This window comes from Kitasatospora sp. NPDC088134, assembly GCF_044741705.1.
In the GTDB taxonomy this organism is placed as follows: domain Bacteria; phylum Actinomycetota; class Actinomycetes; order Streptomycetales; family Streptomycetaceae; genus Kitasatospora.
In genome coordinates this window covers 315,826-334,683 of record NZ_JBIUTD010000006.1, presented here as the reverse complement: position 1 = coordinate 334,683, position 18,858 = coordinate 315,826, and the positions used below count along the sequence as shown (strand labels likewise).

Sequence of the window (18,858 nt, the reverse complement as noted above, 5' to 3'; positions counted from 1 at the left end):
CGGATTTCGTCCCCTCCCACCGATCCGGTAGAGTTCCCCTCGGTAGCGTGTCCGAGCGGCCAAAGGAGCACGCCTCGAAAGCGTGTGTGGGGGCAACTCCACCGTGGGTTCGAATCCCACCGCTACCGCTCTTCCGAAGGGCCCGACCGTCGTGACGGTCGGGCCCTTCGTCGTACCGGCCTGCCGAAGCGGGGGACTCCATGGACGGTTGGCGACTGGTGCGGGGCGACACCCTGGTCGGCGAGCTGCACCCAGAGGGCCGCGACCTGCCGTGGTCCCTGTACCGCTTCACCCCGGGCCCCGGCTGGGACGGCGTCCGCGAACTGTTCGAACGACTGGCGTCCCCCGGGCCCGACCCGGACGGGAGACGGTTCGCCGCCGCCGTCCGCCTGATCCAGCAGGCGGACCTCCGCCTGGTCGCGGTCGACCCCGGAACACCGGACCTCCCGGTGTGGCGGGCCTGCTACCTCCGCATCGACGGAGACTCTGCCCGACTCCGGCCCAACGTCTCCGGCGGGCAGTAGGGGCTTCGGGGCGGTCCGGGTGCGAATCTTCTTCCCGGAAGCGGACAAATCGCTCCTGAGCTGGGAATTCGCGTGGCCGTGCCGCTTGGGCGGGCCCTAAGGTGTGGACTCCTTCACCGCTGGAATCAGGAGCTTCACCATGCCTTCGCCCGCTGTCTACAAGTCGCCGCGCGGTCTGGCCACCGCGTCCACGGTGCTGCTCGGTCTGTCCGGGATCGCGGCACTCGTCTCGGCGGCCGCCGATGCCGTGGAGCGCTCGGCGCTGTCGGCGGACGAGGGCACGCAGGGACCGGAGGTACTGGTGCTGCTGAGCAGCGCGCTGCAGACCCTGCTGCTCCTGGGCACCGCGGCGGTCTTCGTGTCGTGGCTGTACCGGGCCAGGGTGAACGCCGAGGTGATCCGGCCCTACGGGGACCTGTCGGCCCGGGGGTGGAGCATCGGCGCGTGGTTCGTGCCGATCGGATTCCTCTTCCTCCCCTGGCAGGTGGTCCGGAAGGTCTGGCGGGCGAGCGTCCCGACCGGGGAGGACGGGACGCCCCAGCCGGCCCCGGAGGTACTGGTGCACAGCTGGTGGATCGCGTTCGCCGCCGGTCGCGTGCTGTCCCTGATCAGCAACAGGACGCAGGTGGCCGAGGGAAGCGTCGGCTACCACGACTCCCAGCTGCAGAGCCTGACCGTGCTGATCGTCGCCAACCTCTCGCTGACTGTCGCCGCCGTGCTCGCGATCCTGGTGGTGCGCCGCCTGACGGCCATGCAGCAGGCCCACGCCGAGGCCGCGCACGCCCGCGCCGCCGCGTACTGGGCCCAGGCGCAGGCCGTCTGACAGCCCGTCCGTAGCCCGGCTCGGCCCGGGCGGTCGGGCCGGCCTTAGGGTGTGGGTTCCGTTGCCGCCGGATGCAGGAGTCCTGGATGTCCTCGCCCGCTGTTTACCGGTCGCCGCGCGGCCTGGCCACCGCTGCCTCGGTGCTGCTCGGGCTGTGCGCGGTGGCCTCGTTCGGGACGGCGACCGGGGTGACCGTGCTGCGGGCGGCGGAGCCGGGGCGGGAGCCGACGGCGGGGCTGGCGGTGACGCTGTTCTCGAACGGGGCGTTCGCGCTGCTGATGCTGGGGACGGCGGGGGTGTTCGTCCCCTGGCTGTACCGGGTGCGGGTGAACGCCGAGGTGATCGCCCCGGCGGCGGCGCTGCCGCCGCGCTGGCTGACCGTCGGCTGCTGGTTCGTCCCGCTGGCCAACCTGTTCCTGCCCTGGTGGACGATCCGCGGCGTGTGGCGGGCCGGTACCCCCACCGACGGGCAGGACGGAGAGAACGGGCAGGGGCCGGTGCACGCCTGGTGGGCCACCATGGTCCTGGCGTCCGTGCTGGCCCTGCTCGCCAGCGGCAGCATGGAGTCCGCGACCTCCGTCACCTTCGAGGAGGCCCGGCAGCGCGCGCTGACCCAACTGCTCGGTGCCGAACTGCTGATGACCGCCGCCGCGATCCTGGCGATCCTGATGGTGCGCCGCCTGACGGCCGTGCAGGAGGCCCACGCCGAGGCCGCCCACCGGTACGCCGCCGAGTACGGGGCCCGGGCCGGCGCGCGCTGACGCCGCGTCACTGCCGTTATCCCCAACCACGGTTGCCGGGGGGCGGGTTGCGGGGATGATGCCCGCATGGGGAGTGCGCGGTGGCGGGTGCTGGTGTGGGTCGGGGCCGGGGTGTCGGCGGTCGGGCTGGCGGTGTTCCTGTGGGCGGAGGGGCTCGACCGGGCGAACCAGTGGGCGGGGGTGCTGGGGCTGTTCGTCGGGCTGGCGGGGCTGGTGCTGGCGGTGACCGGCGGCGTCGGCGGGCGGGGCGGCGGTCGGCAGTCCGCGGACGGCGCGGCGGCCGGCGGCTCGGTGCGGCTGGTGCGGAACGTGAAGGGCGACGTGGTGGTCGGCCGGGGCCCGGCGCCCGGCCCGGTCCCGGAAGCACCGCAGCCGGTCCCGGCGGCCGCCGACGGCCAGTCGGCGCGCGGGGCGCGGGCCGGCGGGGACGTCGAGCTGGTCGACGGCGTGGACGGCTCGGTCCGGTTCGGCGGGTCCGGCCGGTCCGGCGAGCTCGGCGAGGGGGCCCCGTGAGCGGCTTCTGGCGCCGCCTGTTCGGCGCGGAGGAGGACGGCGGCGACGGCGCCCAGTCCGCGGCGGGCGCGACCGCGGGCGGCGACATCGTGCTGGTGCGCAACGCGGGCACGGTGCAGGTCAACCTGGGCAAGGAGCGGCCCGCACCGAGCGACCCGGAGGAGGCCCGGCGGCGGCACGCCTGGCGGCTGCGGGAGCGCTACCACCGGCTCGACCTGGAGGTGCTGACGCCGCTCTCCGAGCAGGACGAGCACCCGGCGGTGCACCTGCGCGAGGTGTTCGTGCCGCAGCTGGTGCGGGCCGACCCGCCGCCGGTGGAGCTGCCCCGGGAGCTGCTGAAGCGGCTCACCGACGTGGGCGAGCCGGACCCGGCCCGCCTGCCGCCGGGCGTGGAGCGGGAGACGGTCCGCCGGGTCCGGGAGGCGTACCGGCGGCGGCCCGCGGTGCCGGTGCTGCCGCTGCTGGCGGGGCCGGACGGGCACCGGGCGGTGCTGCTGGGCGACCCGGGCTCGGGGAAGTCGACGCTGGCCCGGTACCTGTGCCTGGCGCTGACCGAGCCGCTGGTCGACCCGGCGGCGGACGTCCCGGCGGAGGTGGCGCCGCTGGCCGGCCGGCTGCCGCTGATCGTGGAGCTGCGCCGGTACGCGGACCCGCAGTGGCGGGAGCGCACCTTCGAGGACTTCCTGGCACACCTGTACCGGACCGAGGGCCTGGGCCTGCCGGAGGAGCTGCTGGCCCGTCAGCTGGCCGAGCACGCCGCCCGGACCCTGGTGCTGTTCGACGGCCTGGACGAGCTGTTCGACCCGCAGGTGCGGGAGCTGGCCAGCCGCCGGATCGCGGCGTTCGCGGCCCGCTACCCGCAGCTGCGGGTGGTGGTGACCTCGCGGGTGATCGGGTACCGGCGGGAGCCGCTGGACGCGGCCGGGTTCGGCCACTACATGCTGCAGGACCTGGACGACGGGCAGATCGGGGACTTCGCGGAGCGCTGGTACGCCAACGCCTGCCCGAACGACCCGGTGGAGGCGCAGCGGCTGCGCCGCCGGGTGACGGTGGCGGTGGCGTCCTCGGCACCGGTGCGGGAGCTGGCGGGCAACCCGCTGATCCTGACCATCCTGGCGATCATCGGGCGGCGCCGGGAGCTGCCGCGGGACCGCCGGACGGTGTACGAGCACGCGGTGGCGGTGCTGGTCGAGCACTGGGACCCGAGCAAGTACCTGCAGGACCGGCGGGTGGACGGCGGGATGCCGTACCTGGCGTCGGAGGACCGGCTGGAGCTGCTGCGGCTGGTGGCGCGGCGGATGCAGGAGGGCGGCGACGGGATCGCCGGCAACCACATCCCGGGGCGGGTGCTGCTGGCCTCGTTCGAGGGCTACCTGCGGGAGCGCTACGAGCTGCCGGCGGACCGGGCGGCGCCGGTGGCGCGGGCGATGCTGCAGCAGTTCCGGGAGCGGAACTTCATCCTGAGCCGGTTCGGCGGCGACGTGTACGGCTTCGTGCACCGGGCGTTCCTGGAGTACCTGGCGGCCGCGGACATCGCCTACCGGTTCAACCGGGAGCGGTCGCTGACGGAGGGCCAGCTGCTGGACGGGGTGTTCGCGGCGCGCTGGCGGGACCCGGCGTGGCGGGAGGTGCTGCTGCTGCTCGCCGGGGAGCTGGACGAGCGGTTCGTCGGCGAGGCGGTGTCGCGGCTGCTGGCGGCGGCCCCGGTGCTGCCGGGGGTGACGGGGGCGCGGGACGCGGCGCCGGAGTGGCTGGTGCTGGCGGTGCGCTGCCTGGGCGAGGTGCGCAAGCTGGGGCTGGTGACGGCGCAGTCCGAGGCGGTGGTGGACGCGCTGACGGCACTGTTCGAGGCGTACGCGGCGGAGGGGTCGACGTACCTGCCGCGCGAGGCGGTGGAGGCGCTGGACGGGCTGCGGCCGGTGCTGACCGGGCTGGGCCCGCACTGGGTGGGCCGGGATCGGTTCCTGCGCTGGTACCTGGTGCACGGGCACCACGCGCAGCGGGAGTCGCCGACCTCGCTGGAGGTCGGGACGGTGACGGCGCGGCTGGCGTGCGCGCTGCAGCTGAACGACCCGGACGGCCCGGGGGTGCTGCGGGCCTGGGCCGAGCACGGCTGGTCGTCGGCGCAGCGGGCGGCGGCGTTCGGGGCGCTGGCGGAGGGCTGGGCGGGCGATCCGGCGGTGGAGGCGTTCGTCCGGAGCCGGGTGGAGCTGGACGCGGACGCGCTGACCCGGGAGGCGGCGGTCGCGGCGCTGGCGGACGGCTGGGCGGGCGACCCGGGGACGGGGGCGTTCCTGGCCGCGCGGGTGGCGGAGTCCGGGGGCGAGGGCCGACTCGACGAGATGCTGGCGCTGGGCAAGTCCTGGCGCGGGGACGGTCCGGCGCAGTCGCTGCTGCGGTCGATCGCGGCGGCGGAGCAGCCGGAGCTGCGGGGGCTGGCGGTGTTCGCGCTGACGGTGAACGGGCGGGTGGACGGTCCACTGGCGGCGTTCCTGCGGGAGCGGGTGCGCGGGGACCGGGACCCGGGGGTGCGCGGGATGGCGCTGCGGGCGCTGTGCCTGCAGCCGGCCGACGATCCGGAGAACGCGCCGTTCCTGTACCGGGTCGCCGGGTCGGACGAGGACCCGGAGCTGCGGCTGTCGGCGATGATCGGGCTGGCGCAGGGCTGGGCGGGCGATCCGGGGGTGGCGGAGTTCCTGCGACTGCGGCTGGCGGAGGACCGGGACCCGCTGGTGCGCCGCCGGGTGCTGCCGGCGCTGGCGGGGCGCTGGGCGGGCGACCCGGGGGTGGCGGAGCTGCTGCGCGGCCTGGCCGCCGACCCGGGGCCGTGGGACGTCCGGGCGGGGGCGCTGCGGCTGCTGGGGCGGTGCTGGGCGGGCGATCCGGAGGTGGCGGAGTTCCTGCTGGAGTGCGCGGCCGACGGGGCGGGCGGGCCGGTGCGGGTGCTGGCGCTCGGGGAGCTGGCCACGCACTTCGCGGGCGCCCCGGAGCTGGACGCGTTCGTCCGCGGGGAGGCGGAGCGGGCGGCGGACCCGCTGGTGCGCGGGGCGGTGCTGACGGCACTGTCGGACCGTCAGGAGCCGGGCGCGGCGGCCAGGTCGCTGTTCCTGGAACGGGCGGTGGCCGATCCGGACGCCCGGGTGCGGGACCTGGCACTGGCGGCGGTGGTGCGCTGCTACGACGGCGAGGAGCGGGCCGGCGCGCTGCTGCTGGCGCGGGCGGCCGGGTTGCGGGACGCGGACGTGCGGCTGTCGGTGCTGCGGGCGCTGCTGGCGCACCGGCCGGCCGACCCGGCGGTGCGGGCGCTGCTGCGGGAGCGGGCGGTCGCGGACAGTTCGGCGCCGATCCGGGCGATCGCGCTGCACGCGCTGGTCCGGGGCGGGGCGGGCGACGGCCCGGCGGCGGAGCTGCGGGAGCGGGCGGTGGCGGACGTCGATCCGCTGCCGCGGCGGGTGGCACTGCGGGCGCTGGCCGGGGCCGGGGACCGGGCGGCGGCCGTGGAGCTGCTGCGCCGGCGGGCGGTGGCGGACCCGGACGAGGAGGCCCGGGTGGCGGCGCTGCGGGCGCTGGCCTCGGGGTTCCCGGGCGGGGCGACGGCGGCGCTGCTGGCGGAGCGGGCCCGGGCCGAGCGGGCCCCGGCGGTGGCGGTGGAGGCGGCCCGGCTGCTGGAGGCGGCCCGGGCGGGGGGCGGCGCGGCTGTCGGCGGAGCAGCGGTCGGCGGCGAGGCAGCCGTTGAAGAGGCGGCCGGGAGCGGAGAGGGGTCCGGAACGGCGAGCGGCTCCGCACTCCCCGGCGGTTGACCACCGTGCCGGGGAGTGCGGAGCCGTACGGAACCTCGCGGTCCGCGGTGTGGGGGCAGCAGCTCCGGGGGGACGAGCTGCTGCCCCGGCGGAGGTCCCACAACCGGGCGCCGCGTCGGGGGGATGCCGCCGCGCCCGGTCCCACAGCGGGGACCTCCGGATCGCCGTACCGGTGATTCCTGCCAGATCCTCGGTACATCAACCATCCTGCCGTGCCGTCGAGGCGGTCACCTCCGGAGAAAGCCCTGTTCCGGGGGGACCTTCGTCCTGCGGGGTGAACGCGGCCCTCACCCGTTGCGCCGTCCGGTGGATAAGCTGCCCGCTGGCAGGGCCGTGCGGGGAGAGGCGGCGGCCCGACTCAGGGAGGCAGGCCCGTTCGATGGCTCAGGCGAAGAAGGTGGCCATGTGGATCGTGGTCATCTTCGTCATCTACACGATCATCACCTCGCCGGTGCGCGCCGCGGAGCTGGTGCAGTCCGGTTTCGTCGGGATCTCGGACGCCGCCAAGGCGGTCGGCGCCTTCATGACCGGGCTGGTGCGCTGACCGGCAGGACCGGCCCGGTGCGCTGACCGGGGCGGTGCGCCGACCGGGGCGGCCCGCCGGTTACCTTGGCGGGGTTCGTCCGACGGGGCGCTCCCCGTCCGGGGCGCGCACCTCCATCCGCGAGGAGCGGCATCGTGATCCGGCACCTGGTCCTGTTCAAGCTCAACGACGGCGTCAGCAAGGACGACCCGCGCGCGGTCGCGGGCGCGAAGGCGTTCGAGGAGCTGGGGGCGTTGATCCCCGAGCTGCGCGCGTGGGAGTGCGGCTGGAACTTCGCCGAGCGGGACATCGCGCAGGACTACGCGATCAACAGCCTGGTCGAGGACCGGGCGGCGCTCGCCGCGTACCTGGGCCACCCGGCCCACCAGGCCGCCGCCGCGCAGTGGCGCGAGTTCGCCACCTGGGTGATCGCCGACTTCGAGGTCTGATCCCCCGCCACCACACATCGTGCACGCACGAACCAGCGACCCCCGGCCTCCGCTCCACGCCGGGGGTCGCGGCGCGCCGGTGGCGGACTCCGCCGAATGCTGGACGGTCCGTCAACACGCCTCTTCCGGGTGCTTGCCCGGCGCCAGAACGACTTGTGATGCTATGACCGGTTTTGCCGGAAATTGGCGAGGTGATTCACGAGGGAGGGTGACCGTGTCCGTGCGGACGCAGGGCAGTGCGCCGGAGGAGCGGATCGACGAACTGCCGGATCCGGCCGAGCTGCTGGCCCGTCGCAGCGGCGGCCGCGGGGCGGTGGACGTCCGGACGCTCACCAGGGTGCTGTTCGAGCGGCTCGCCGAACTCCCCCCGGGCGCCCCCGAGCGCGCCCGGGTCCGCGCCGCGCTGATCGAGATCAACATCCCGCTGGTGCGCTACGCCGCCACCCGGTTCCGCAGCCGCAGCGAACCGATGGAGGACATCGTCCAGGTCGGCACCATCGGCCTGATCAACGCGATCGACCGCTTCGACCCCGGCCGCGGCGTCCAGTTCCCCACCTACGCGCTGCCGACCATCCTCGGCGAGATCAAGCGCTACTTCCGGGACAACGTCCGCACCATGCACGTCCCGCGCCGGCTCCAGGAGCTGTGGGTGCAGGTCAGCGGCGCCATGGAGGAGCTGACGGTCACCCACGGACGGGTGCCCAAGGTCCCCGAGATCGCCGCCAACCTGCGCATCCCCGAGGAGGACGTCCGGGCCTGCCTGGACGCCGGCCGCGCCTACAACGCCGCCTCGCTGGAGGCCGCCCAGGAGCACGAGGGCGGCCTCGCCCTGCTCGACCGGCTCGGCTACGAGGACTCCGCGCTCGCCGACGTCGAGCACCGCGACATGGTCCGCCACCTGCTGGTCCAACTCCCGGAGCGGGAACGGCGGATCATCATGCTGCGGTTCTTCGCCAACCTGACCCAGTCGCAGATCTCCACCGAGCTCGGCATGTCCCAGATGCACGTCTCCCGGCTGCTCTCGCGCATCCTCACCCGGCTGCGCACCGGCAACTCCTGGGAGGAGTGAGCCCCGCCGCCCGCCGCCCCCGGGCGTCGTACGCGACCACCGCCCCCGACCGCTGTCCGTGACTGCCGTACGTGACCGCCGTACGTGACCGCCGCACGACCGCCGTGTGACGAGTCGGGACGTTCGGGTTTGCCGAGGGCGGTGATCCGGTATTGAGCAGGAAGACACGTCGGCCGGGCGCCACAGTGCGGCGGCGCCCGCCGAACAGGCAGTCACATGGGGGTGGGCGCGTGTTCACAGAACAGGGCAGTGCGGTCATCGAGGCCGTCGCCGCAACGATCCCGGCCCAGGCCGGACCCGCCGAGCTCCCGGGCCGGACCGGAGCCGCCGGAGCCGCCGGACCCTCCGAGGCCGTCGAGGCCCCGGACCGGGCCCTCGACACCCGCACGCTGTCCCGGGCGCTGTTCCGCCGGCTCGCCGTCCTCGACGCCGACAGCGCCGAGCACGCCTACGTCCGCGACACCCTGATCGAGCTCAACCTGCCGCTGGTGCGGTACGCCTCCGCGCGCTTCCGCAGCCGCAACGAGCCGATGGAGGACATCGTCCAGGTCGGCACCATCGGCCTGATCAAGGCGATCGACCGCTTCGACCCGGACCGCGGCGTCGAGTTCCCGACCTTCGCCATGCCCACCGTGGTCGGCGAGATCAAGCGCTTCTTCCGCGACACCAGCTGGTCGGTGCGCGTCCCCCGCCGCCTGCAGGAGCTCCGCCTCGCCCTCACCAAGGCCGGTGACGACCTCTCGCAGCGCCTCGACCGCTCCCCCACCGTCCCCGAACTCGCCGCCTACCTCGGCGTCTCCGAGGACGACGTGGTCGAGGGCCTCGCCGTCGGCAACGCCTACACCGCCAGCTCCCTCGACTCCGCCCCCGGCGAGGAGGAGGGCGGCGACGGCCCGCTCGCCGACCGCCTCGGCTACGAGGACCTCGCCCTCGAAGGCGTCGAGTACCGCGAGTCGCTCAAGCCGCTGCTCGCCAAGCTCCCGCCCCGCGAGCGCCGCATCATCATGCTGCGCTTCTTCGGCAACCTGACGCAGTCCCAGATCGGCGAGGAGATCGGCATCTCCCAGATGCACGTCTCCCGCCTGCTCACCAAGACCCTCGCCCACCTCCGCGACGGCCTGACCGCCGAGGGGTGACCCCGGACTCGGCCGAGCACGGTTCGGCCGAGTGCGGTTCGGCCGAGTGCGGCTCAGTCGAGCACGGTGCAGGCGGATCTGAGCCGGTCGAGGTGGTCCTCGGTCAGGCCCAGGCCGTCCCGCCAGAAGTCCTCGAACGAGGGCCAGCCGAGGGCGAGTTCCTCGAAGGCCGCCTCCAGGTAGGCGGCCTCGGCCCGGGCCAGCGGCCGCATCAGCGGGTCGACCCGGTCGATCAGCGCGCCCGAGCGCTCGTTGGTGAGCAGGTAGTCGGCCAGCACGCTCTCCCGGTCCACGCCCAGCGCGGTCAGCAGCAGCGCGGCCGTCCAGCCCGTGCGGTCCTTGCCCGCGGTGCAGTGGAACAGCACCGGTGCGCCGTCGGCCTCGGCGACCAGCCGCAGCACGGTGGCGAAGCGCGCCCGGGCCGTCGCGTCGGTGACGAACCAGCGGTACATCGAGGTCATCATCGCGGCGCCCCGCCCGTCCCCGAGGACGGCGTGCATCGCGGCCGGGTCGCCGGTGCCCAGCGCCCGGCGCAGCTCGACGTAGAGGTCGAAGTCGGCCGAGAACACCGGCAGGTGGTGCAGGGACGGGCCGACCCCGTCCGGCGCCGGGACGGAGAGCGTCGCGGCGGCGTCCAGCGGCAGCTCGGCCACGGGCAGGCCCGGGACGAGGTCGGCGCCGAAGTGGCGGACCTCGTCGAGGCTGCGCAGGTCGACGACGTGGCGCAGCCCGAGCGCGCCGAGCAGCGCCCGGTCGTCCTCGCCGAGGCGGCCCAGCGCCTCGGTACGCAGCAGCGCGCCGGAGCGCACCCGGCGGCCGTCCGCGGTGCGGTAGCCGCCCAGGTCGCGGGCGTTGACGGCGGCGGCCAGGCCGAGGCTGCGGGCGGTCTCGGTGGGCGGCGCGGTCACGGGTGCCTCCTGGCTGGCGCTGGACTCGACGAGTACCGGCCAGTGTAGGCACGCCGCAGCCCGGGACCGCCCGGGGTCCCCGGTCGGTCCCGACCGCCGCCGATCCGGCCTGGACGGGCGGGCCTGGACCGACCTGGACCGGCCTGGACGGGCGGGCCTGGACGGGCGGGACCCGGGCAGGGCCGAGGTGTTACTTGACGGCCAGCCAGATCACGCCGATCACGACGACGAGGGCCACCACGGCCCCGACGGCGATCAGCGGGGTGCGGCTCTTGGTGGCGGCGCTGCCGTAGGTGGTGACGGTGCCCGGGGCCTGCGGGGCCGGGGCCTCGTCGACGAACGCCCGGAACATCTGGGTGGAGCCGGCGGGGTCGTAGTCGTTGTCAGCCATGGAAGGGGACTCTAGCCAACGCCGGTGGCCCGCCGACACCCCGGTCCCCGCCCCGGCGCAGCTCTTCCACCGACCCCTCACCTCGGCACTCCCGGGAACGGCGGCCGCCCGGGCGGATTCCGCGCGGAATCCGGACGGACCCGAACGGGTTGTCCCGCTGCATGACGAACAGTGACACCCCACGGGTGACCCTCGGCCGCTCCGACCTCTCCGTGTCCCCGCTCTCGCTCGGCGGCAACGTCTTCGGCTGGACGGCCGACGCGGAGCAGTCCTTCGCGGTACTGGACGCCTACGCCGCCGCGGGCGGCAACTTCGTGGACACCGCCGACACCTACTCCTCCTGGGTGCCGGGCAACTCCGGCGGCGAGTCGGAGACGGTGATCGGCGACTGGCTGCGCAGCCGGGGCAACCGCGAGCAGGTCGTGATCGCCACCAAGGTCGGGATGGCCCCCGGCCTGGACAACCTCCGGCCCGAGACCCTGCGCCGGGGCGTGGACGCCTCGCTGCGGCGGCTCGGCATCGAGCGGATCGACCTCTTCTACACGCACCGGGACGACCTGGACACGCCCGTCGAGGAGATCGTCACGACCCTGGACGCGCTGGTCCGGGCGGGCAAGGTCCGCGAGGTCGCGGCCTCCAACATCGGCGCGGAGCGACTGGCCGCCTCGCTGGAGTTCGCCGAGCGCGAGGGCCTGGCGGCGTACGTCGCCGTCCAGCCGCACTACAACCTGGTCTCGCGCGGCACCTACGAGGGCCCGCTGGCCGACGTGGCCGCCGCCCACGGACTCTCCGCCGTCCCCTACTACGCGCTGGCCTCCGGCTTCCTGACCGGCAAGTACCGCCCCGGCACCACCGTGGACAGCGCCCGGGCCCAGGGCGCCGGCCGCTACCTGGACGACCCGCGCGGCCCCCGCGTCCTGACCGCCCTGGACGAGGTCGCCGCCGCCCACGGCGTCGAGCCCGCCACCGTGGCACTCGCCTGGCTGGCCGCACAGCCCACGGTGGCCGCGCCACTGGCCAGCGCCCGCACCGTGGAGCAGTTGCCGCCGCTGCTGGCCGCGGCCGCGCTGCGACTGACCGAGGAGGAGCTGAAGGCGCTGGACGCCGCGTCGGCCTGAGCCGGGGCCGGGCCGGGCCTGGTCGCCGTCCGGGGCTGAGCCCTGCCGGTCCGGCGCCGGTCGTGCGGAAGGCGCTCCCCTGCCGTTACGGACGGGAGAGCGCCTTCCAATTGTGATAGGGTCTAACTTTTGTTAGACGGCATCGCACAAGTTAGTGGATGTCACTACTGCAATAGGCTGTCATGACAGCGAGTGGGCATCGCCGAGGTGACATGCCGCCACGCCGGTGAGTGGGCATCGCCGAAGTGACGGGGCATCATGCCGGTGAGTGGAGTTCACCGAAGTGACGGGCCGTCACACCGGTCGGGCGAAGAAGTCCGGGTAGTACCCGCCGTTGAGGCGGGAGACCCGGATGTCCTTGCCGGGGCGGGGGGCTTCCACGTAGGTGCCGTCGCCGAGGTAGATGGCCACGTGGTGGATGCCGGAGACCCGGCCGTTGCCGGACCAGAACACCAGGTCGCCGCGCCGGAGCTGGTCCGCGTCGATCGGGGTGGCGGCCCGGTACTGGTCGTCGGCGACCCGCGGGGTGGAGATCCCGGCCCGACGGAACGCCTGCTGGACCAGGCCCGAGCAGTCGAAGCCGTTCGGGCCGTTGCCGCCCCACACGTAGGGCTTGCCGACCTGCGCCAGCGCGTACGACACCGCCGCCTCGACACCGCTGGACGCGGCGGGGGCCTCGGCGGGCCGGACCTCGCGGTCGTCCGCGGCCCCGCCCCGGTCGCTGCCCCGGTCACCGCTCCGGTCGCCGGTGCGGGCCACGTAGATGTCGTAGTGGCTGGTGTAGCGCCACTCGCCGGACACGCTCCGGAACCAGTAGACCCGGCCGTCCCAACCCTGCCGGGTGCCGCCACCGTCCGAGGACGGCGCGGCGGCCGGCCGGGCCGGGGTGGTGGCGGTGGCAGCCGGAGCGGCTTTCGCGCCGCCGCCGGTCCGGGCTGCGTACACCTCGTAGTGGCTGGTGTAGCGCCACTGGCCCGACACGCTCTTGAACCAGTAGACCTTGCCGTCCCAGCCGGGGCCGGACGGGGCGGGCGCCGCGTGCGCGGTGGTCGCGCCGAGGCCGAGACCGACCACTCCGGCACCGGCGAGCACCGTGGTGGCCAGGCAGGTCGACCGCACGGCGCGGTGTATTCGGCCCGCCCGCTCGGCCACGCCGGAACCGGCGGTGCGGACGGCCGGACGGCTGCACCCGGCACACCGGCAGGCTGACGCTCCGTCGGATTCGGCGAAGCCCAGCAGCGGGGCCCCGGACCAGTCCGGCAGATCGGCGGGATCGGTGGATATCGAGGCGAGCGCGCTCCTCACGCGGGCCTCCCTTCCTTACGGTTCGGACGGGCGGCCGGAGCGGGCACCGAAGCGGTGACCCCGGCCGGGGCGACGAACGCCACCAGCAGCTGCTCCATCAGGGCGCTGCGCGCGTTGTCGTCCAACTCGTGGGCGGTGGCGCGCTCCAGGCGTCGCACCGCGAGGGCCGCGGCCTCCACCGCGTCGTCCACCAGGACGGTCCGCAGCCCCGCGTCCAGGTCGGCGAGCCGGCGGCGGCGCATCGACTCGGCGACCTCCGGCGCGTAGTCCAGGGCCAGCGGCTGCACCGAGTACACCTCGATGCCGGTCGGGGCGGTCTCCGCCGCCAGCGCGCGGGTCAGCTCGTCGGCGAACCAGTGGCCGTCGCGCAGCGCGGGCCCGGGCGCGGAGTTGGAGTCGCACGGCAGGACGGAGGCGGTTCGGGTGAGAACGGCCTGCACCTGCTCGCGCAGATAGGTTTCGTGCTCGGCGATGCCGAGCGTCGCCCGCGCGGTGTCCTTGACCCGCCAGACGATCAGCAGCCGCACCACCAGCGGCGTCCCGGCCCGGTCGGTGACGTGCACCGGCTCGCTGCGCCAGTGCCGCAGCCGGACGTCCACCCGGTGGCGGCGCACCAGCGGGTTCACCCAGAGCAGGCCGGTGCGGCGCACCGTGCCCCGGTAGCGTCCCCAGCGGGTCAGTACCCGGGTCTCGCCGCCCGGGTTGGAGAGCATCCCGGCCAGCGCGGCCAGCATCGCCAGCCCGATCGCGCTCACCGAGGCGATCGTCCGGTCGCCGAACTCCGCCTCCCCGCTCGCCCGGGCGGCCGGACCACGCAGGTCGGGCAGCCCCGACAGGTGCGGGATCACCCCCGCCCGGGCCAGCACCAGCAGGATGCCCGCCGCCCCGAGCAGCAGTGCCAGCAGCGGCAGCCAGCCCGGCAGGGCGAAGGCGCGGCGCTCGCGCAGCGACTGGTCGGCACGCGGCGGACGCCGGTGCGCGGCAGCGGCCTCCGCCCCCGCCGGGTGCGCGTCCGCCTCGCCCGTCGCAGGGGAGGCGTGCGCGCGGGACGCCTTCGCGGCCGGGGCACTCGCCGTAGAGGCACCGAGTGCACGCAGGCCGCCGGGCTCGGACACCGCCCGGGGTGCGGGCGGGGCGGCGGCCGGATCGTCCGCGCCGAGGGGCAGCAGGGCGGGCTGGTCGACGGGCGCGCCCAGCACCGGCAGTCGCTCGGTGTCCGGGCCCCGGTCGAGCTCGGGCTCGGGGCCGACGTCCTCGACCGGCGGGGCGGTCCTGATCAGCGGCTTGCTCACCGCCTTGGCGACCGCCTTGGTCAGTTGGGTCGCACCGACGGGGGGTTCCGGTGCGGCAGGGGGCCAGGAGTTGGGTCGCGGCGACGAGTCGCGGGTGACGTCCATGCACGTGTCCTAAGGGTTCAGAGTGTCGCGCAACGGGCGGCCCGGATCTGACGGGCAGTGCCAGACTCAGGCTAGGTTGATAAGTCATCAAATGCGACATTTGCCATGCGGCGTGTCGATCCGTCAGTTATGTCGGGAAGCCGCCGGCCCGCCCGCCGTGAGCTGCGGGAACGGACGGGCCGACGGGCACCCGGGAACCGACCTGGCGGTCCGTCAGCGACGGCGTCTACCACTCCCCCGGCCGAACACCCGCCGCGCCAGCAGCCCGAGCGCCGCCGCCACCAGCAGCGCCCCGCAGGCCATCCCCCGCCACCCGGTCGCCGCCGCCCGGTGTGCCGCCTCGACCGCGTCCGGCGGCGGCGCGACGAACGCCTTCGCGCTCCCCGCCCCGCCCTCGGCGGCCGGTGCCTCCGCCGCTCCGGCCGGAGCCGACGTCCCGTCAGGCGGAAGGACGGCGATGGAGGGAGGCGCATCCGGAGCGGTGAGGATCGTCACAGCCTCCGAGGGCGCCGGAGCGGCAGGAGCGGCCGGGACGACGGGAACAGCAGGGGCAACGGGGACGCCGGGGACGGCCGGGACACCGGAAGCGGTCGGAGCGGCAGCAGCGGGACCGGTCGGGGCCGCCGGAACGACCGGGGCGGCCGGGGCGGCCGCCGTGGACACCAACGGACTTGGCGTCACCGGTGCCTGCGGCCGCGACGGGCTCGGAGCCGGAACGACCTCCTGACCCACCGTCAGCGCAGGCACCATGACCGCCAGCAGCTCCGGCGGGACGGACGATGTCACCTCCGGTTCCACCGAAGCCGCCGGGGACGCCGACGCGTCGGAGGCGGACGGCGTCACAGCCGAGGGGACGACGCTCGGTGCGGAGGACGTCAGGACCGAAGGCGCAACGCTCGGCGACACCGAAGCCACCGGGGACGCGCCCGGGGAGCCGGTTGCGGCGGACACCGAAGCCGACGGAACCGCACTCGGCGAGGAGGACGCCAACCCACCGTCCACAGGTGTCGGCACCACGATCGGCACCACCAGCACGTCCGACGATGGCGACAGCGACGGCGATGGCGATGCGGACGGCGGAACCGCACTCGGCAAGGAGGACGCCGACGGCGAAGCCGTTGCAGGCGCCGAGGCCGACGGAGCCACACTCGGCGCGGGCGAGGACGAAGGCGACACCGAAGGCCCGGGGCTCGCCGACCCGTCACCCGCAGGCGTTGGCACCACGATCGGCACCACCGGCACGTCCGACGACGGCGAAGGCGACGGCGACGCGGACGGCGAGGCCGACGGAACCGCGCTCGGCGCAGGCGCGGGCGTCGCAGAAGCGGAAGCGGAAGCAGATGCCGGATCACTCACCGAGCCCGACGGCGAAGCCGTGACAGGCGCCGAGGCCGACGGAGCCACACTCGGCGAGGGCGAGGGCGACACCGAAGGCCCGGCGTCACCCGCAGGTGTCGGCACCACGATCGGCACCACCGGCACGTCCGACGACGGCGAAGGCGCGGCCACGGCGGACGGCGAGGCCGACGGAACCGCGCTCGGCGAGGAGGGCGCCGGAGCCGACGGCGAAGCAGAAGCGGACGGCGAGGGGGCCGGAGTGCTCGTCGACGGCGTGGCGGACGGGGAGGCCGGAGCCGTCGGCGAGTCGGCGGCGGTGGGGGGCGCCGAGGGAGTGGGTGACGGGACGTCGGAGGAGTTCGGGGCCAGCAGGTGGACCGCGACGGGCTCGCCCTGGGTGCCGTTGCCGGCGGGGTCGGTGGCGGTGGGGAGGAGGGTGAGGTCGCCGGGGGCGAGGTCGTGGGTGGCGGTGCAGGCCCAGGTGCCGTCGGGGGCGGTGACCGCGCTGCAGACGGTGGTGCGTTCGTCGCCGTGGCTGGCGGTGACGGTGACGGTGGTGCCGGGTTCGGCGCGGCCGGCGAGTCGGGGGCGGCCGGTGTGCAGGGTCTCGCCCGGGCCAGGAGTGGTGAGCCGGGGGCGGTCGGGGAGCACGGTGTCGACGGTGAGGGTGACGGGCTTGCCCTCGGCGCTGTTGCCCGCGCCGTCGAGGGCCCGGGGGACGAGGCGGTAGCGGCCGTCGGGGAGGTTCTCCACCGGCAGGCAGGACCAGGTGCCGTCGGCGGTGACGCCGGTGGAGCAGAGGTCGGTGGCGGCGCGCCCGGGAGCGTCCGCGCTGACGGTGACGGTGGAGCCGGGCTCGCCGAGGCCGGTGAGCAGCAGGCCGGGGTCGTTGGTGAAGGCGGGCAGGGTGAGGACGGGGGCGGTCGGCGGGGTGGTCCGGACGGTCAGCCGGAACGGGTCGCCGCGCAGCACCGTGCCGCTGCGGGTGGTCTCGACCGCGACGAGGGTGTGCGCGCCCTCGGCGAGCGGGCGGTCGGGGCGGCAGTTCCAGGAGCCGTCGTTGCCGGCCTTGCCGGTGCACAGGGTGGTGCCGTTCTCCTGGACGGCGATGCTCGCGCCGGGCAGCGCGCCGTCGCCGCGGAACTCGGGGCGCGGCTCCCTGGTGACGGTACCGGGGACGGGCAGCGCGACCTCGGGCTTGGCGGTGCCGACCGCGAAGCCGATCTTCTGGTCGACGACCTGCCCGGAGTCGGCGAAGCCGCCGGAGGTGACGAGCTGGGGGCCGCTGCGGGCCAGCCGGAGCCGGACCCAGGTCTCGCCGCCGGCGGCACCGGGCGGGACCTGCCACTCCAGCGCGGCGGTGGACGCCCCGGCGGGGACCTCGGCCTGCACCCGTTCCAGCGGGTCGAAGCGGCCGTTGTGGTCGAAGTCGATCCAGCCGGCCAGCACGGCGGGGGTGCCGCCGGGTGCGACCGGGACGTCCAGGTGGTAACTGCGGCCGACGGCGGCCTCGGTGGGGAAGACCAGGGTGGGGTCGGCGCCCTGGTACTCGGCGCGGCCGGGCTGGAGCAACGGCGGGGGCGGGCTGGCCCAGGGGCTGCGGCGGCCCTCGCCGCCGTCGAGTTCGACGCTGGGGGCGACCGGTCCGGCGTCGGCGGGCGGGGGCGGCGGCGGGTCGGGCGGGCCGGGCCGGAGCGGGTCCTGGACGGTCTGGGCGAGGCCGGCCCTGGTGCGGGAGGCGGAGGCGGCGTCCTGACCGAGGAAGAGGTCGGAGATCAGGTGGGAGGCGTTGCCGTAGCCCTGCGGGGCGCTGCCGAGGCCCTCGTCGAGGGTGACCGTCCAGGCCTGTTTCAACGCGGCGGGCGGGGTGGTGGAGCCGTCCTTGGCGGTGACCCGCTGCTCGACCCGGAGCGCCACGGTGGTGACGGTGCCGGCGAGTTCGAGGGTGCCGGTGCCGTCGGCGCCGTCCTGCTCGGGGGCCCCGGCCGGGGCGAGTTGGCCGGAGCCGACCGTCCAGCCCGGCCAGCCGGTGCGGCCGACCAGGGCGGGGGCGGCGGGGCTGCCGCCGGTGACGGTGAGGCGGGCGCTGGTGGTGGTCGTGCCGTCCTTCGAAGTGGCCACCGCGGTCAGGCCGCTGACGTGCAGTCGGGGGTTGCGGACCGGGCGGGAGAAGGTCAGCTGGAGGGTGCCGAGGGTGTGCCAGGAGCCGTCGGCGCGCGGGCGGCGCTCGGCGGCCAGGAAGGTCTCGGCCGGGTCGCCGGGGCGGATGCCGTCGCTGTAGGGGCTGCCGTCGGCGCCCGGCCGGGCATCGAGCTTCCCCGTGGCAGGGGTGACCGTCACTCCCGGAACCGCCGCGTAGTCGAACTGGATGCCGAGGCCGGAGGGGAGCACGGCGCGGCGGTCGGCGGACCAGCTGTCCGGAGTCTGCTGCGCGGCGACCGGCGGGGCGCCGAGACCGGTGAGCAGCCAGGTGGCGAGCAGGACGGCGGTGGGGCGGCCGATCCGGGACCGCCGCCCGCCGCCGTCGACACCGCCAGGTCGGCCGGGCCGTACGCCGTCACCAGGTCGTGCGTCGTCGTCGGGGCGTCCGCGACGGGCCGGGCGGGCGTCGGGGGTCGGAGCCCGGTGGGGGAACTGTCGGCACATCCGGCTCTCCTCTCGGTGTCGTCCGCGTCGTCCGTGCTGTCCGCGCCGTCCGCGCCGTTCGCGCCGTTCGCCGATTCACGGCCCTGATTCCCGCATTCGGACGGAGCTGACGATCAGACAAAAGGGAAGCATGATCTGGTTTCGGTCATACCTCGAC

Annotated in this window: 15 protein-coding genes and 1 tRNA gene; 11 read left to right on the top strand and 5 right to left on the bottom strand. The window is 75.4% G+C overall.

Translation table 11 applies throughout. From position 1 onward, the window contains the following. Window positions 1–41 precede the first annotated feature (41 nt). The 10 genes from ACIOHG_RS13350 (at window position 42) to ACIOHG_RS13305 (ending at window position 9,598) form a co-directional block, all read left to right on the top strand. Window positions 42–128: transfer RNA gene (locus ACIOHG_RS13350), tRNA-Ser, on the top strand. 72 nt (window positions 129–200) lie between these two features. Next, a complete protein-coding gene (locus ACIOHG_RS13345) occupies window positions 201–524 on the top strand; it encodes a hypothetical protein (protein ID WP_400949185.1) in 324 nt (107 codons plus the stop codon). A 139-nt stretch (window positions 525–663) separates the two neighbouring features. Then, window positions 664–1,347: a DUF4328 domain-containing protein gene (locus tag ACIOHG_RS13340; protein WP_400949183.1), complete on the top strand. Its 684-nt coding sequence runs from the start codon at window positions 664–666 to the stop codon at window positions 1,345–1,347. Window positions 1,348–1,433: 86 nt separating this feature from the next. Further along, a complete protein-coding gene (locus ACIOHG_RS13335) occupies window positions 1,434–2,108 on the top strand; it encodes a DUF4328 domain-containing protein (protein WP_400949180.1) in 675 nt (224 codons plus the stop codon). Between the two features lie 66 nt (window positions 2,109–2,174). Beyond that, window positions 2,175–2,621: a hypothetical protein gene (locus ACIOHG_RS13330; protein WP_400949177.1), complete on the top strand. Its 447-nt coding sequence runs from the start codon at window positions 2,175–2,177 to the stop codon at window positions 2,619–2,621. Next, window positions 2,618–6,421 carry a HEAT repeat domain-containing protein gene (locus ACIOHG_RS13325; RefSeq protein WP_400949174.1) on the top strand — a complete coding sequence of 1,268 codons (3,804 nt, stop codon included), beginning with the start codon at window positions 2,618–2,620 and terminating at the stop codon, window positions 6,419–6,421. The genes ACIOHG_RS13330 and ACIOHG_RS13325 overlap by 4 nt, the downstream gene beginning before the upstream one ends. 379 nt (window positions 6,422–6,800) lie before the next feature. Next, the gene (locus ACIOHG_RS13320; protein ID WP_157032091.1) at window positions 6,801–6,965 is read left to right on the top strand and encodes a hypothetical protein; all 165 of its coding nucleotides are present in this window, start codon (window positions 6,801–6,803) and stop codon (window positions 6,963–6,965) included. 134 nt (window positions 6,966–7,099) lie between these two features. Beyond that, on the top strand, window positions 7,100–7,393 hold the full coding sequence (locus ACIOHG_RS13315) for a Dabb family protein (RefSeq protein WP_400949171.1): 294 nt from the start codon (window positions 7,100–7,102) through the stop codon (window positions 7,391–7,393). Window positions 7,394–7,607: 214 nt separating this feature from the next. Next, the gene (locus tag ACIOHG_RS13310; protein WP_400949170.1) at window positions 7,608–8,462 is read left to right on the top strand and encodes an RNA polymerase sigma factor SigF; all 855 of its coding nucleotides are present in this window, start codon (window positions 7,608–7,610) and stop codon (window positions 8,460–8,462) included. A gap of 230 nt (window positions 8,463–8,692) precedes the next feature. After that, on the top strand, window positions 8,693–9,598 hold the full coding sequence (locus ACIOHG_RS13305) for an RNA polymerase sigma factor SigF (protein WP_400949168.1): 906 nt from the start codon (window positions 8,693–8,695) through the stop codon (window positions 9,596–9,598). Window positions 9,599–9,651: 53 nt separating this feature from the next. Here the strand turns inward: ACIOHG_RS13305 and ACIOHG_RS13300 are convergent, their stop codons facing one another. Continuing rightward, window positions 9,652–10,506 (bottom strand): tyrosine-protein phosphatase, encoded by an 855-nt coding sequence (locus ACIOHG_RS13300; protein WP_400949166.1) that lies wholly within the window; start codon window positions 10,504–10,506, stop codon window positions 9,652–9,654. 190 nt (window positions 10,507–10,696) lie between these two features. Beyond that, a complete protein-coding gene (locus ACIOHG_RS13295; RefSeq protein WP_400949164.1) occupies window positions 10,697–10,897 on the bottom strand; it encodes a hypothetical protein in 201 nt (66 codons plus the stop codon). Between the two features lie 161 nt (window positions 10,898–11,058). Between ACIOHG_RS13295 and ACIOHG_RS13290 the strand changes: the two genes are divergently transcribed. After that, a complete protein-coding gene (locus tag ACIOHG_RS13290) occupies window positions 11,059–12,015 on the top strand; it encodes an aldo/keto reductase (protein ID WP_400949162.1) in 957 nt (318 codons plus the stop codon). A 294-nt stretch (window positions 12,016–12,309) separates the two neighbouring features. On the opposite strand, the gene ACIOHG_RS13285 is transcribed toward ACIOHG_RS13290, so the two are convergent. The 3 genes from ACIOHG_RS13285 to ACIOHG_RS13275 form a co-directional block, all read right to left on the bottom strand. After that, a complete protein-coding gene (locus ACIOHG_RS13285) occupies window positions 12,310–13,320 on the bottom strand; it encodes a C40 family peptidase (RefSeq protein WP_400949160.1) in 1,011 nt (336 codons plus the stop codon). After that, window positions 13,317–14,717, bottom strand: a complete 1,401-nt coding sequence (locus ACIOHG_RS13280) for an SPFH domain-containing protein (protein WP_400949159.1) — start codon at window positions 14,715–14,717, stop codon at window positions 13,317–13,319. The genes ACIOHG_RS13285 and ACIOHG_RS13280 overlap by 4 nt, the downstream gene beginning before the upstream one ends. Window positions 14,718–14,930: 213 nt before the next feature. Further along, entirely contained in the window at window positions 14,931–18,701 is a 3,771-nt protein-coding gene (locus ACIOHG_RS13275; RefSeq protein WP_400949156.1) for an Ig-like domain-containing protein, read from the bottom strand. Between the last annotated feature and the right edge of the window lie 157 nt (window positions 18,702–18,858).